The organism is Methanophagales archaeon (genome assembly GCA_021159465.1).
Taxonomy (GTDB): Archaea; Halobacteriota; Syntropharchaeia; order Alkanophagales; family Methanospirareceae; genus G60ANME1.
In genome coordinates this window covers 18,822-32,736 of the sequence record JAGGRR010000015.1, presented here as the reverse complement: position 1 = coordinate 32,736, position 13,915 = coordinate 18,822, and the positions used below count along the sequence as shown (strand labels likewise).

Annotated in this window: 12 protein-coding genes and 1 pseudogene; 3 read left to right on the top strand and 10 right to left on the bottom strand. The window is 42.5% G+C overall.

The window, feature by feature from the left end; genetic code table 11:
- Nucleotides 1–342 precede the first annotated feature (342 nt).
- Together J7J01_00530 and J7J01_00525 are read left to right on the top strand one after the other, a co-directional pair.
- Nucleotides 343–1,512 (top strand): DUF2117 domain-containing protein, encoded by a 1,170-nt coding sequence (locus J7J01_00530; GenBank protein MCD6209377.1) that lies wholly within the window; start codon nt 343–345, stop codon nt 1,510–1,512.
- Nucleotides 1,513–2,021: 509 nt separating this feature from the next.
- A complete protein-coding gene (locus J7J01_00525) occupies nt 2,022–3,380 on the top strand; it encodes a TrpB-like pyridoxal phosphate-dependent enzyme (GenBank protein ID MCD6209376.1) in 1,359 nt (452 codons plus the stop codon).
- On the opposite strand, the gene dinB is transcribed toward J7J01_00525, so the two are convergent.
- The 6 genes and pseudogenes from dinB to J7J01_00495 form a co-directional block, all read right to left on the bottom strand.
- The gene (dinB, locus tag J7J01_00520; protein MCD6209375.1) at nt 3,358–4,446 is read right to left on the bottom strand and encodes a DNA polymerase IV; all 1,089 of its coding nucleotides are present in this window, start codon (nt 4,444–4,446) and stop codon (nt 3,358–3,360) included. The two genes, J7J01_00525 and dinB, sit on opposite strands and share 23 nt — an antisense overlap.
- Before the next feature lie 63 nt (nt 4,447–4,509).
- Entirely contained in the window at nt 4,510–5,088 is a 579-nt protein-coding gene (locus J7J01_00515) for a hypothetical protein (protein MCD6209374.1), read from the bottom strand.
- Nucleotides 5,075–5,989, bottom strand: coding sequence for a zinc metalloprotease HtpX (htpX, locus tag J7J01_00510; protein MCD6209373.1), 915 nt, complete (start codon nt 5,987–5,989; stop codon nt 5,075–5,077). Before htpX ends, J7J01_00515 begins: the two co-directional genes overlap by 14 nt.
- A 227-nt stretch (nt 5,990–6,216) precedes the next feature.
- Nucleotides 6,217–6,876, bottom strand: coding sequence for a hypothetical protein (locus J7J01_00505; protein MCD6209372.1), 660 nt, complete (start codon nt 6,874–6,876; stop codon nt 6,217–6,219).
- Nucleotides 6,877–7,273: 397 nt separating this feature from the next.
- Nucleotides 7,274–7,744, bottom strand: coding sequence for an Lrp/AsnC family transcriptional regulator (locus J7J01_00500; protein ID MCD6209371.1), 471 nt, complete (start codon nt 7,742–7,744; stop codon nt 7,274–7,276).
- 83 nt (nt 7,745–7,827) lie between these two features.
- Nucleotides 7,828–8,817: pseudogene (locus J7J01_00495) on the bottom strand (transposase).
- Nucleotides 8,818–9,380: 563 nt separating this feature from the next.
- Between J7J01_00495 and J7J01_00490 the strand changes: the two are divergent.
- The gene (locus J7J01_00490) at nt 9,381–10,427 is read left to right on the top strand and encodes a DUF1616 domain-containing protein (GenBank protein MCD6209370.1); all 1,047 of its coding nucleotides are present in this window, start codon (nt 9,381–9,383) and stop codon (nt 10,425–10,427) included.
- 405 nt (nt 10,428–10,832) lie between these two features.
- On the opposite strand, the gene J7J01_00485 is transcribed toward J7J01_00490, so the two are convergent.
- The 4 genes from J7J01_00485 to J7J01_00470 all read right to left on the bottom strand — a co-directional run bounded on the left by J7J01_00485 (nt 10,833) and on the right by J7J01_00470 (nt 13,835).
- Nucleotides 10,833–11,000, bottom strand: a complete 168-nt coding sequence (locus J7J01_00485; GenBank protein ID MCD6209369.1) for a hypothetical protein — start codon at nt 10,998–11,000, stop codon at nt 10,833–10,835.
- Between the two features lie 612 nt (nt 11,001–11,612).
- Nucleotides 11,613–11,834, bottom strand: coding sequence for a hypothetical protein (locus J7J01_00480; GenBank protein MCD6209368.1), 222 nt, complete (start codon nt 11,832–11,834; stop codon nt 11,613–11,615).
- A 180-nt stretch (nt 11,835–12,014) separates the two neighbouring features.
- Nucleotides 12,015–12,839: a hypothetical protein gene (locus tag J7J01_00475; protein ID MCD6209367.1), complete on the bottom strand. Its 825-nt coding sequence runs from the start codon at nt 12,837–12,839 to the stop codon at nt 12,015–12,017.
- A gap of 255 nt (nt 12,840–13,094) precedes the next feature.
- On the bottom strand, nt 13,095–13,835 hold the full coding sequence (locus J7J01_00470; protein MCD6209366.1) for a hypothetical protein: 741 nt from the start codon (nt 13,833–13,835) through the stop codon (nt 13,095–13,097).
- Between the last annotated feature and the right edge of the window lie 80 nt (nt 13,836–13,915).

The following is a 13,915-nucleotide window of genomic DNA, read 5'->3' as shown; positions in this document are numbered from 1 at the left end:
GTAAACCTGCTTAGAAGCCTGTAAACTTCTTTAGCATCTGGAACATCGTGCACGCCTGTAAACTTCTTTAACGATGCTTTAGCCTTTAATTCGCTTATTACGAAGGCTATATCACCTTCAAAGCACATTGCGAGTATTACGACCTTCAGCATCGTTATAGCTTCTCTTTTGATCGATTGGAGAGTGATATGATGATCTTTTGTGAATGGTTGGTGGAGGGGATTAAAGCTTTTTTAAAAGTGCATACTTTTCAGTAGAAGTGCTGTTTACATAAAGTTTATTAAATGTGACAAAGTTAAGTTAAATTTAGACATTAGACATATTATATATTATATCATGGTCATGGCAGGAGTAGGATTATTAATCCACGGACCGGAGGTAATAGATGAGGGTGAGGCGAGGGAAGCGATAGAGCGGTTGAAGGACGCGGGAATAGAGATTAAAGCGGCTCTTGGTGGTATAACCGGTAAAACTGCGGTTATTGACGCTGATATGCAGGATGAGATAGATATAAGCAAGGATATGCGACCATCAGAAGTTATAGAAGATTTTATGAGACGAGGGATAGAATTTGTTATACTGGTGAATCGAGGTAAGACAGAAGAGAGCGGGTTATTACTCGGTGAGGGGATATTGAGGAATTATTATGGAGATGGAGGAGCGAAGGATAAGCCTTCATTCATTCAACTGGAATATTACAGCCGGCTCATCATCCCATGGATATTGAAGCAGGGTGATGAGGAACTATACAGTACTATAAGAGCGATCTTTGCTGAGTTTAAGGAGCGAGAGCCGTATAAACCTAAATTAAGATGTAAAAGAGAGTCTGATTTCGAGTACAGGGAGATAAGGGGTGTGCATGCGGGAGAGAAGATATTTGTAAATGGTGTTGTTATAGGTACAACTTCATGTGACGGTAGTATCACTCTGGTAGCACGTGATGGTAGAATTGTGGATGTTTTTGGTGGACGATTGATAGAACATAACCTTGAGAAGTTACCACCGCTGAGTCTGAGGGATGCGATGATAAAGTCAGCGCGTATAATCAGGAGAACTATGCCGAAATTTGTCGGTAAGGGACGCATGCGCGAAGGAGGGAGAAAAGTAGCCTGTCTATTCTACACCGTAGAGCACTTATTTCCGAAGATAGAGACGTTGAACCTGGGTGTAGCAGTTACCATAGGCGATGACACGACGAGCATTGCTGCTGACATATTGAAGAGATTTGGTGTCCCTCTAATAGGTATCACGGATGGCGATGCAGATGGACTGATAGCGGGTATAGGCGATGGTACTCTGGAGCAGTATGCGAAATTCCTGCCATCAGGCTCTATGGTAGTAAGACTGAAGCCAGAGCGTGATGATATAATAGGAGAGCGGATAAAAAAAGAGATCTTCAGCGGGTGTGAGGAGTTAGAACTTGGAGATGACGTTAAACATCAGATAAAGGAGCTGAAGAGGCGTATACTGGCTATAGCAGGTGATGATGTGATGGGCGTATTAAGCACCTGAGGGTTATTGGGTTATTTATTTATGTCCCGAATTAGACCATCTTCATATTTGAGCTATAACGAAATATATTGCCGTTATGAATATAATTACTCAAGTGACATTGAAAAAATAGATTATAGCTCAAATTTAGAGGTGTTCTATATGTCATATAATCCCAAAACCACAACGAAATGAAATGTCATATAATCCCAAAACCCCGTTCTGAGGGTTTTGATATACGATTTTAAAGCTTTTCGTGGCTTATGTCGTATAATATAGATTATATGACTACTGCCCCTGTGCTTATCTCATGCTGTTGCAAGGTCATAATCATATAATTCATGGACTGCATATGATATGACAAAGCAACCGGAGGAACAATTACTTGCGATAAATTCATTGACGCTAACGGAAGGGGTTAGGGTTATTATGACTGGATACCTGCCATAAAGCTATGGTGATGGTGATGATGGAAAATGATTACATTAATTTATTAAAAGAGATAAAGTGAGAAACGAGGTAAGTGAGAAATGGACGAGAAGATATTACTGAGTGAGGAGGATATACCGCGAGCATGGTACAATATACAGGCAGACCTACCTTCACCTCTGGACCCACCGAAAAACCCGGTGACGAAGGAGCCAATAAAGCCCGAGGAGTTAGCACCAATATTCCCTATGGAATTGATAAGGCAGGAGGCGAGTACAGAGCGGTGGATTCCAATACCAGAGGAAGTGAGGGAGGTTTATCGGCTATGGCGACCCACACCGCTGTATAGAGCTATCCGGTTAGAAAAAAAGTTGAAGACCCCTGCCCGTATCTATTACAAGTGGGAAGGAGTTAGTCCACCTGGGAGTCACAAGCCCAATACCGCGGTCGCACAGGCATACTACAATATGAAGGAGGGTACGGAACGTATAACAACAGAGACAGGTGCAGGACAGTGGGGCTCTGCCCTTGCCTTCGGCTGCATGCTCTTCGGACTTCGTTGTACAGTCTACATGGTTGCTGCGAGTTATGACCAGAAGCCGTACAGGCGCGTAATGATGGATATCTGGAATGCCGAGGTATATCGAAGTCCAAGCACGAATACCAAATTTGGGCAGCAGTATCTGCAGAATGATCCTGACACCTCAGGTAGCCTGGGAATTGCAATCTCTGAAGCGGTGGAAGATGCTGCCGGACATGATAATGCGCATTATGCGCTCGGCTCTGTTCTCAATCACGTCCTGCTGCACCAGACGGTGATAGGATTGGAGGCGAAACAGGCATTTGAGCAGATAGATGAATACCCCGATGTCATATTTGGATGCGTGGGTGGAGGCAGCAACTTCTGTGGCTCCTGTTTCCCGTTCGTTGCCGATAAGCTGAGGGGCGATAAACCCGACCTGCGGATTGTAGCATGTGAGCCAATGGCATGCCCGACACTGACAAAAGGGCTGTATCTATACGATTTCGGCGATTGCGCAGGGATGACTCCTTTACTTAAGATGTTCACCCTGGGACACACGTTCGTACCACCACCGATTCATGCAGGCGGACTGAGATATCACGGTGATGCACCTCTGCTCAGCAAACTGGTGAATGACGGCTGGATAGATGCAGTGGCATACCATCAGACAGAGATATTCGAGGCGGCGAAGCTATTCGCGGAGACGGAGGGCTTTCTCATAGCACCAGAGGCTGCACATGATGTGAAGGCGGTTATAGATGAAGCGCTGAGATGCAAGGAGGAAGGAAAAGAAGAGGTGATATTCTTCAATAACAGTGGTCATGGGCATTTCGACTTAGGTGCGTACGAAGTCTTCCTGAATGGAAAGCTTGTGGATTACGAATATCCCGCGGAATTGGTGAAGCAGGCACTGGCTAATATGCCGAAGGTGGACTGAATAAGAACAATCGCCTCTGCCGATAGTCCAGCAACGACAATTTTGAGACGCGAACACCAACCAATCTTATTTTCTTCTCTTTTCCCTTCGCATTCACGCCCATCATCAGTTCTTTTGCTATCCGCTTGAGAGTCTCCAGGTCGGAATGGAATGCCCTCAATGTCTTTGCCCTCGTTATCACTGTGAAATCCGCATATTTCACTTTTATACCAACCGTCTTGAATACAAAACCTTCTGTTTCCAGCGCTTTATGGACCTCATACGCCAATTCCTCCACACATTTCTCCACTATCGCTATATCATCTGTGTCCTCTGTGAACGTCCTCTCCCTGCTCAGCGATTTGCGCTCACAAGCTGTTTCCACATCGCTTTCATCTATCCCATTTGCAATTAAATGGATTCGTTCGCCATATTTACCCAGACGAGCTACTAGTAATTGGACATTGGTATTGGCAAGCTGCCCTATCTTGAAGATGCCCATTTGTTTGAGTATATTCTCCGTCTTCGGTCCTACACCAGGGATGCTCTTCACGGGTAAAGGAGCTAAGAACACCTTCGCAGCACGCTCTTCTACCACCGTCAGACCGTCTGGCTTCACAAAATTCGAGGCTATCTTGGCTATCGTTTTGTTCGGTGCCACACCAATTGAGCATGTCAATCTCTCCTTAGCCCATATCTCAGCCTTTATCCGCTCCGCATAAGCTCGAGCCTCAGCCCAGTCACGTACCCTTGAACTGATATCGAGGTATGCCTCATCTATACTCACCTGCTCCATTTTATCGGCTTGAGTATGCAGGATAGCCATTATCGCTGCGGAGACACGCTTGTATAATCTCATGTTCACGGGCAGGAACTTCGCATCCGGGCAGAGTTTATATGCTCTTGATAATGACATTGCAGAATGGATACCATATTTACGTGCTTCGTACGAGCATGTACTCACAACACCCCTTATCTTACCCGTATCGAAAACACCACCAACAACCACCGGCAGCCCTTTCAACTCCGGGTGTTCTCTCACTTCGATAGCAGAGAAGAAACTGTCCATATCTACATGCAGTATCACTCTCATCGCCTTATGAAAAAAGCAAATGCTATGGCTACGCTACTGCGCTACTTCGCTACTTCGCTACAACGGAATATCCCACATCGGGTACCACTTCTCTATATCACGCTCTACAGGTAGCTCATTACGCAGCAATGTACCCAGCTTTAACTCGTACTGCTCGTCCCTCTGCCTGCCATCTCCGGGTATGGTTATAGGTATAAAGGGGTAAAAATTGCCACTCTTATAGTTGTATATTATGTATATGACTTTATCCCGCTTCTTAAATTTGAATACCGAGCTCAATAGCTCTTCCCCAAACCCATTCTCAATCAGTGTATTGGAGATTAGATGCATGGTGGTGACTATATCCTCAAAATCCTTGTCCCTGAGCACTATCCATAGATAACCAAAAGAATCCTTCACCATCTTATATTCCGTCGCCGTTTCACGCTTCGCGAGTGTCAATAGCTCGTCCAGGTCAGCTCTCAATCGTTCAAAAGTTGTAGAGGGTATTATCTTGAAGCATATACCTGCTACATCGGCATGAAAGATATCCAGCTTCGTCTCCAGCGTGGTGTATGCTGTAGTGATACTGAATAGTGCTTCGGTCTTCGACGCCGCTGGTCTTACTCGCCCCAGTAAGGCATCAATAAATTTCATGGAAGCCTTCCATCGCACGTTCCAGTGCGCTCAATCGCTCAATCCTCTTCTCAAGTGGCGGATGCGTTGAGAACAGGCTCATGAGTGTATCCCCTGATATAGCTGGTATGATGAAGAACGCATTCATGCCTTCCACCCTGCGCAGATCCTCTGATGGAACACGCTTCATCTGCCCGCTTATCTTTAATAACGCGGAAATCAGAGCAGAAGGATTACCCGTGATGATTGCCGAACCTCTGTCCGCCGCGAACTCACGATACCGTGAGAGCGCTCTTATCAACAGGAAACTGATGAGCCATACGAGCAGAGAGATGAGGAATATGATAACAGTAGCACCTACGTTTCTGTCCCTACCACCAGTGCGAAAGAGAGAGGAGTAAAAGGAGAACCGCATTACAAACCATGCTACGGTGGATAAGAAGCTTGCAACTGTTATCACGAGCACATCACGGTTCTTAACATGGGTGAGCTCATGCCCCAGTACGCCCTCCAGCTCCTCATTGTTTAATCTACTCAACAGCCCTGTTGTGACTGCGACGACCGCTTTCTTCTGACTCCTGCCGGTAGCAAAAGCATTGGGTATCGGCGTATCAATGACCGCGACACGGGGCTTCGGTAAATTTGCTATGTTACATAACCGCTCTATCATCGTATGTAATTCCGGTCTCTCCTCCCTCGATACTATCTTCGCTCCAGTGCTCCAGAGAACGAGCCTATCAGCGAAGTAATACTGAGCAAAGAGGAATATCGCAGCGATTACCAGCAGAGGAAAGAACTCCACAAACCGTGATAAAATTGTAATAAACGCAAGATAGACGAGCATCAATAAGCCCGTGGTTAGTACCATCCTCACTGCCAATCCCATATCCTTCCCGTACCATGCCTTCTCCTTTCTCTTCATAGCTCTCTTACCTCCATACTCCTTATTCTATCTTTCACTGAGGATCTATAAATATATAAAGTTGAAAGTTTACCACAAAGCTAAAAGCTCATTAAACTGTATTCCCATCAATGATTGTCTATTCTCCCATAATATAAAACTATAAAGCCACATCCGCACCACCCCGGATTGGAATTCGAGGTATCCCTTCCCTTGTGTGTTGCTTGCGCTTGTCTTTTTCGTTCTTTTTATTTTAACTTGTAGATTCTCATTTTCTCATTATCGAACACTTTCTCAAATCCTTCAACATTGTCGCCGTAAATCATTTTCAACCCGACTGTTTCTCTCTTTACTACTTCTCTTCTTTCTATACTCTCGATGGTGAGATTTCCGGTGATGTAATCGTCGGGCTCGTTTCCAGAAGCCAAGACTATACAAGGGAATTTCCATATATCATCAGGATAGACCACAAGCGCATAATCAGCTCCGTACTTTCTCGCAATTCTCATGGACTCATTGGAATTTTCAGCAATAAAGAAGTTGGCAACGTCCCTGACCTTATCCTCTGACTCAAAAGGATACCATAGCTCATATTCAATTTTCCTCCATGGTCGCCCAGGGGAATTATAAGGAGCAATAGTCTCTTTAATATTCTCAGAAGCTTCTTTTATTACTACTTTCCTGTGACTGATCGCTTGTATGCCGTCTGCATAGTCCCACCATGCCAGAACGGTTGCATTACCTTCGGTGTTATTAGTCAGCCATTCATAGCCTTCTTCGCCCTTTGGTCCTCCAATATGCCACTTTACAGCCTCCAGGTTACAGAAATCCAACCACATCCCTGTTATTGCAATTGCCATTATCGCTACAGCTACAGCCGCAACACCTATAACGATTTTTCGTTTCATTTTTTCTATTCTCAATTTATCTGCTTTGGATAGTTAAACCATAGGGTATACCCTAAATAAATAGTAACCCACTCTCCCGTCACCAATAAGCAAGCTCTCTTACACCTATCCCTATGCCTTTCGCCAGATGTATGAGGTAGGAAGCTAAAAGGAAGGTACGACACACCCACTTTTTTCAACACTTCTGACTGTATATTGATGCAAACGTTTCAAACAAGGCGCATTCTTCGCGATACCGTTCTACATCGGGTATTTTTCAGCCTGCTTGCCGTCTTCTTTGCTCTTCCAGAGCTGGTTTCATTTCAGTTCTTCCATTAAGTTTTTAGATGTGTCGATACAAAGGAATGAAATGAATAGAATTGCAGAAATTGTAATAAGAGCACAAATATGATCCTGATCACTTACCCAGGCATTCTAAGAAAGGGTCTTCGGGTGTATCCTTCACCGTCTGGTAGACGATGAACGTCTCTGTCCTCTCAACAGCACCAAATGAGTGCATTCGCCTTATGAACTCCGTCATCTCCTTCTTATCTCTGAACAGGAGCTCGAGGAAGAAGTCAAAGCGCCCAAATAGTAGTTGGATCCGCCTTACATTCTTGCTTCGACGCAGGAACTCCGCCAATTCGTTCCTCAGTCGCTCTTCAGGCTTCACAATCAGCAGTACGTAAGCCATAAACTCAAATCCCAGCTTATCAGCATCCACACATACGGAGAAGCCCTTAATTATACCCTCTGAGCACAACTTCTGTACTCGTTCAAAAGCTACCTGCCTGCTTATCCCGCATCTCCTACCAACCTCGGAATAAGATAGCCTGCCGTTCTCTATTAATGTCCGTAAAATACATCTGTCTTTATCTCTCAGTTTCATCTCTATGAATTCTCTTTATTATATTGCAATTAAATTAAAGTTCAATATGTTTCTCTGCCCATTCAAGCAACCTCCTGCTATTTTTAATTCAATGAGCCTGTCCCGCAAATCATTCTTAGTAATTGTATAGCCCACTTCAAACAAAGCACATTAACGAGCAATTTTTTGGGTTCGTCGTAGACATCTTTTCCCTGTAACCGTCACGTGGCGAAGACGGAAGCGATGTATTGGTAATATTCGGCATCGGCACCGATCTCCGAATCTAAAAATACCCATGATCGTCCGCATGAGCACATGCTCCCTGATAAACTGCTCACTGAGATTGTTTGTTGACTCCATACATGGATAAAGCATGCACGTATACCAGTTCCCCCAGACCATTCCTGATTCAAACTTCAGGAAAGTTTGATCAAAATGCTTTGCCATCTGCCATTTCGCTATCCCTCACTTCTTTCTGCCGTTTCCGCTCTTCCATGGATGCCGATAGGTCTTTACCGAGGAACTCTTTTAGCACCTTGAATTTTTTATGAAAGGCTTCTGACAGCTCCTTACCCCTGGTTGTTCAACGAACGTGTCTACTTCCCTTATCAGGTGCGCCCAGCATCGCTGTATGACAGGGATGATTATAGGCACGCCAGCCATCGACAACACCCGCACCATTGATGTCCAAGCCGAAAAATTCACGTAAAACGTCCTCACCCCTCGACGGTCTGATCGCTACCACCACTTCGTCATCAGGCGTCCTGAAAGTCCAGAGCCAGTAGTTTTTATTGAGAACCCGCATTCCCGTCACGTCCATATAAATCCACCTTGCATTTCTGATTTTATTGATATTCTGGAGATAGACAGTCTTGCAGGCTGCTCCTACACGGAGGATACATCTTGAATGCCCTTAGGTGTGATCACAAAGGCATTGAGATGGAAAGCAAAATCTTTGATTCTGCGAAGAAGAAGAACACCGCGGAGGCTAAATTTCAACATTATCAGATATACAGGTAGATTCACGCCGAATCTACCCTTTTGAGGCATTCCGCGTCCTTTGCGGTGAACCCATGACCGCAGTCACGGCATTGCATTTATACTTGTGACATACTTGTGACGATTTTCGCCAGGAAAAGGAATTAAAGTAGTTACGGTTATAGATACATCAAGGATGGAAATAATTGGAGGGAGGAAGGAGGAAGGAGCGGCGAAGATGAGTGAGAATCAGATGAAGGTTAGATATGATCCAGATTCGGGTATTCCTATATTTGTTGATAAAGGAGGGGGATATTGAGAATACCACCGAAGTCAGCTAGGATTTGTTCGTGGCGTATGATGAGAAAAAGAACATAGTGGAAATAGAGTTATGGAGGGCGAGGAGAAACTTGTTTGGCGAAATATTGAAATATTTGAACAGGATAACAGATTGGACATAATGGGAAAATAAGAAACTGTCTCTAAAAAACATTCCCATTGTTTTTCTTTTTCCTAAAAAGAAAAAGCGTGTGATGCCTGAAATAAAAGATGTTCTGGAGTGAATATGCGAGAAATAAGGAGAGAAGAATGTGTGGGAATCGGAAATGGTAGGAGAGTTTATGGTGAGGGGATTTGAACAGAAACTTATGGAGCTATATGAAGATTTTAAAAGTGGTGAATGCACTTGGGCTATCTTGCAGAGCAAGCCGGAATAAGCATCTGGGAAGCATACGACATCCAGGAAAAGAATGGATTGAGAACTACAAATTCCATGATTATAAGAGAATGGAAGAACAAAAATATGAGGCAGTTTAAGATGAAGTCAAACACACTCAAACACTTCCCAAACGACCTCGCACTCGTTGTCCCCTTCACCCTTTTATGCATTTTATTCGTACTAATCTCACCCCTAACCGAAATTTCGCCAATAAGGGTCATCTTTGGTTTACCCCTGGTTCTCTTCCTACCCGGCTACGCTTTAATCGCTGCATTATTCACACGAAGAGATGATCTGGATGCGATAGAGCATATTGCACTAAGCTTTGGATTGAGTATAGCAATTACCCCCCTGTTGGGTTTGGCATTGAACTACACGCCATTTGGAATACGTTTGATACCTGTTCTTATCGTTCTTTCAGTATTCACTGTTTCACTTGCCTTAGGTGTGTATGCAAGGAGAAGCATGATTCCAGAAAGGGATAGGTTTGTGGTTGAGCCCCACATTGCAAAATTCTTCAAAAGCATGAAAGAACCGTTTAAAGCCACTGATACGAAAATAGATAAGATGTTATCGGTCTTTCTGATCATTTCAATTGTACTTGCAATCTCCATGACCGTTTACGTGATAGCAACGCCCAAAGAAGGTGAGAAGTTCACTGAGTTCTATATCCTCGGTCCAAATGGAACGGCAAGTGATTATCCCACAAATCTAAAAGTAGGAGAAGAGGGCAAAGTTATTATAGGCGTTGTGAATCACGAATATGCTAATGTATCATACTGGCTGGAAGTGAAACTTAATGGAGAAGTTATAAGCGGGAAGAGCATTGAGTTAATGCATAATGAGACATGGGAAAGCCCTTTTACGTTCAAGGCGAAGAAAAAGGGAAAAGATCAGAAGTTAGAGTTCTTATTATACAAAAACCCTTTTAGCAAAAGCGTTTACGGAAAAGGAGAAATTAGGGGAGAGGTGTATCGTTCACTTCACCTCTGGGTTGATGTCCAATAAACAGGTAATATGCTATGCTCTTCGAACACTGGGTGTACTCGGCTGCAATTGCAATACTCGTTGGCATGGTCTATTACCGACTCACCGACAGAGATTATTCCTGGTAACTCCCTCCTCCACTCACCAATAAACAAGCTCTCTCGCACTTATCTCCATGCCTTTAGACAACTGTATGAGGTAGAAAGCTAAATAGAAGATACGACACACTCTCTTTTCAATACTTCTACCTGTATATTGATGCAAACGCTTCAATTCAAGCGTATTTTTCACAATATCGGATAATACCACGATTCTGCTCCGTTTTTCTTTGAACGTTTCCCACTTCTCGATTAGCCCAAGGAATTCTTGCCAGATCTGATCTGATCTTATTCCAAATGTCAAGCAAATAACCCTTTCCAGCCCATATCATATATCGAGCGGTGGAACGAGATTTGCATCAATCTTACTCATATTTGTATTCATCCCTGGATAAATATAAATGATTGTAATAACGAAAAATCGATTAATGGTGGTGATATAATTCTTCATTGAGTTAGAACCCATATCACAGATGATTACATCGCACATACTCATCTTTTTCGCGCTGTGTATGTGTAGCTTTTCAATGAGTGGAATAAGTATAATTGCACCATTCGGGCATCCATCGTAGAGTTCATAACCTGATAGCTCGTAATTCTCGGCGTCTATCGCAACGATCAGCTTAAAACCAACATAATACCCTTCAGAGGGGTAATAAGACCATTTGTATTTTTCTTACACCCATAAATGTTTTCAGCTTCTCATTATCTTTTAATTCCGATATAAAATCGGAATAGCTCATTTCAAAGAGATCTGCAACCATAATGAGTCTCATTATGTCTATAAACCGTTCTACATCGGGTATTTTCAGCCTGCTTGCGGTTCTTTTGCTTTTCCAGAACCAATGGCTTCAAGATTGTAGGTACTTTGAGGGGAGGTTATTCATTAAAATACCATCGCCATTCCGTTGTCACATTGGTTTTAACAGGTGCAGGTGGTGGCGTCGGCTTTGATTCCCATCTTTCAACAGTGCCGTTGGCGCGGGTGATGACGATTGAGATGCTTTCACTAATGTGATGTGCTCGCTGCTTCTTATATTAACATGAGCATGAGACCGAACAGGCTGTTGGTGAATTATTGTCATCACTCGTTTATCATTCAAAAGTCTCATGGTCTTGTCGCTTTGCATCTTAGACTGTTTCTCAGCGTACCAATTTTTAAAGCCAGGAGCCTTGCAAATTCCTTTTGCATAATCAAAGTCACACTCCGAGCTGCAGCCAAGAATGCACTAAGATTGTATTTGAAAGCATCTTGGTCAGATTGTCTCTCCTTCATTTGTTCCAAGAAGTACCTCGCCTCGAGTAGCTTCTCTCTGGTATCTGTTGTCATAACCTCCACTCCTTAGATAGCATTTCGCCTAATGTTTGGTAGGTATGCGAAGCCCGTAAGGGTTTGGATGAGCGAAGCGAACCGCATACGCACCTGTTATACGCCCAGACGACAGAAAGGAGGAGAGTACAACGGGGCGAGGCACGAAGTGACGAAGAGTCATGGAGGAATAGATATATTTCAACTAATTGATAAATTAGCCAACGATTCAATAGCATAATATGTATACTCTAATGTAGATATTCCAATCGACCCTCTTGAGAATCCTCCATTGTTATTTTGACATCCCATTATAAATTTAACACATTGAGATATGTAATGTGGCTTATAATCTAATAAATTACTCGTCATTACTCCGGCATGTATATGTTCAATGAACGAAGGTGCGGTGTTGGGTACATTCACGAAGCCATAAACAGGGCTTTCACAGCGTTTAATGTACGATTTAACCCCTAAAGAATCTATTTCATAATCCAACCAGTTCAGAATCGATAATGCTTGAAAAGTTTCAATAAGCGTAGAATTAGTATTTCCAAAACCGTTATCGTCATTCCTGAAAGTGAGAACAAAATTTATTAAATCTCTCTTAAGTTTGTCATCCAGTTCAATTTTTAGTCTGAAGCACAAATCCATCAGATACCACAAGGGTTTAAAAATTGAAATAACTTCAACTGGTAGTTTATTAACATTATAAAAATTGATGTTATTTAGGATATATGCTCTTGGACTCGATATCGGCTTTTCGTTTAACAATAATAAACTCTTAATTGAATAATACGCTGAGTAAATACTGCTATATGATCCATCTTTTTTTTGTAGATTTTTCAGATAGAACACGGTATCATCGTCTTCAATGTCAATACCCAATAAATTCAGGATAGATAATGCATAATAGGTATCTGAAGCATTCGGTTCTTCTAATCTATAAAAACAAAATCCACCCTCTACACACCTACATCTGGTTACGTAATTAATAGTCCGCTCCTTAACCACATCAACATACATAGTCGATACTTATAGTTTCAGAAGTCATCAGCTTTTGAAAGCGGTTAAAGGTGGACTTCATCACCTGTTAGCCTAGTAGTTTTAATAATATATTAATAGTATAGCAACCTTACCAAACGCTCTTACTCCATGATTGCGTATAACGTTTCGAGCGTATCTGAAGTTTCCCGAAGGAGAATTTTGGTAGAGGTGCGAAGCACCGAAGTCAGATACGCTCTGTTATACGCCGTGCCAGATATACTTAAGCAAACATATTTATCTTCTACTTTCATAATACTTCTTTTTCTTTCTCGCCGTATCAAAAAATGAGGGATCATTTTCATAGGACTCAACCAACCAATCAACAAATTCTTCACTATATTGAGGCCCTCCATATTTGGGTTTATAATAAAAATCAGGTCTTAACTCATTTATTCCGTAAACTCTTCTAACGCATAAAATATCATATTGATTGACTATCTTTTTGCCTCTTAGTTTCTTGTTCACGTTTTCTATTACTTCCTTTTGTCTGTATGGGTAGGTACTATCTGGGGTTTCTAATTTATAAGCAGGGGCTTCTTTGTTGTTTGTTATTCTCACTGGTATCGCATCAGAACGTATAGACATTTTTACGTCTGGGGGTAATACTTGGACTACGTGCCCAATAGGAGCACTCACAACTTTTCTGACACCACTTAACCATGATTTTCTGATCTCCTCAAGTCTTCCTTCAATAACTCTTGATAAATCATTAGAATCTCCTGGCTCACTTTTAGCTCCGTGTCTAAAGTATATCGTTCCTTTACTGAAAACTGTTTTTTGGCGTCCGCCGTCTATGTTATATGTTCCAGGTCTAGTAAAAATCATTGGCAAAGAAACGCCAAAAATTATGAGAACCGCTATTTTCTTTCCATCTCTTTTAAATTCTTCTATTTCAAATTCTGAAAATTGTTGATTCGTGTATTTTGCTATTTTATCGGTGATTTTCGCAGGATCCAGATCTAAAATAGATGACACATCATACTCAGAAGCTTTCCCATGATTATTAACACCAAATATTATCGCTCCCCCGCCTGAGTTAGCTATTGCTACTATAT

Bases quoted from the DNA above. Each gene is read 5' to 3' on its own strand.
- J7J01_00485 (MCD6209369.1), bottom strand. From the start codon at position 11,000: ATGAGTATGTGCGATGTAATCATCTGTGATATGGGTTCTAACTCAATG.
- J7J01_00530 (MCD6209377.1), top strand. From the start codon at position 343: ATGGCAGGAGTAGGATTATTAATCCACGGACCGGAGGTAATAGATGAG.
- J7J01_00505 (MCD6209372.1), bottom strand. From the start codon at position 6,876: ATGAAACGAAAAATCGTTATAGGTGTTGCGGCTGTAGCTGTAGCGATA.
- J7J01_00475 (MCD6209367.1), bottom strand. From the start codon at position 12,839: ATGTATGTTGATGTGGTTAAGGAGCGGACTATTAATTACGTAACCAGA.
- J7J01_00515 (MCD6209374.1), bottom strand. From the start codon at position 5,088: ATGAAATTTATTGATGCCTTACTGGGGCGAGTAAGACCAGCGGCGTCG.
- J7J01_00480 (MCD6209368.1), bottom strand. From the start codon at position 11,834: ATGACAACAGATACCAGAGAGAAGCTACTCGAGGCGAGGTACTTCTTG.
- J7J01_00525 (MCD6209376.1), top strand. From the start codon at position 2,022: ATGGACGAGAAGATATTACTGAGTGAGGAGGATATACCGCGAGCATGG.
- J7J01_00490 (MCD6209370.1), top strand. From the start codon at position 9,381: ATGCACTTGGGCTATCTTGCAGAGCAAGCCGGAATAAGCATCTGGGAA.
- J7J01_00500 (MCD6209371.1), bottom strand. From the start codon at position 7,744: ATGAAACTGAGAGATAAAGACAGATGTATTTTACGGACATTAATAGAG.
- htpX (MCD6209373.1), bottom strand. From the start codon at position 5,989: ATGAAGAGAAAGGAGAAGGCATGGTACGGGAAGGATATGGGATTGGCA.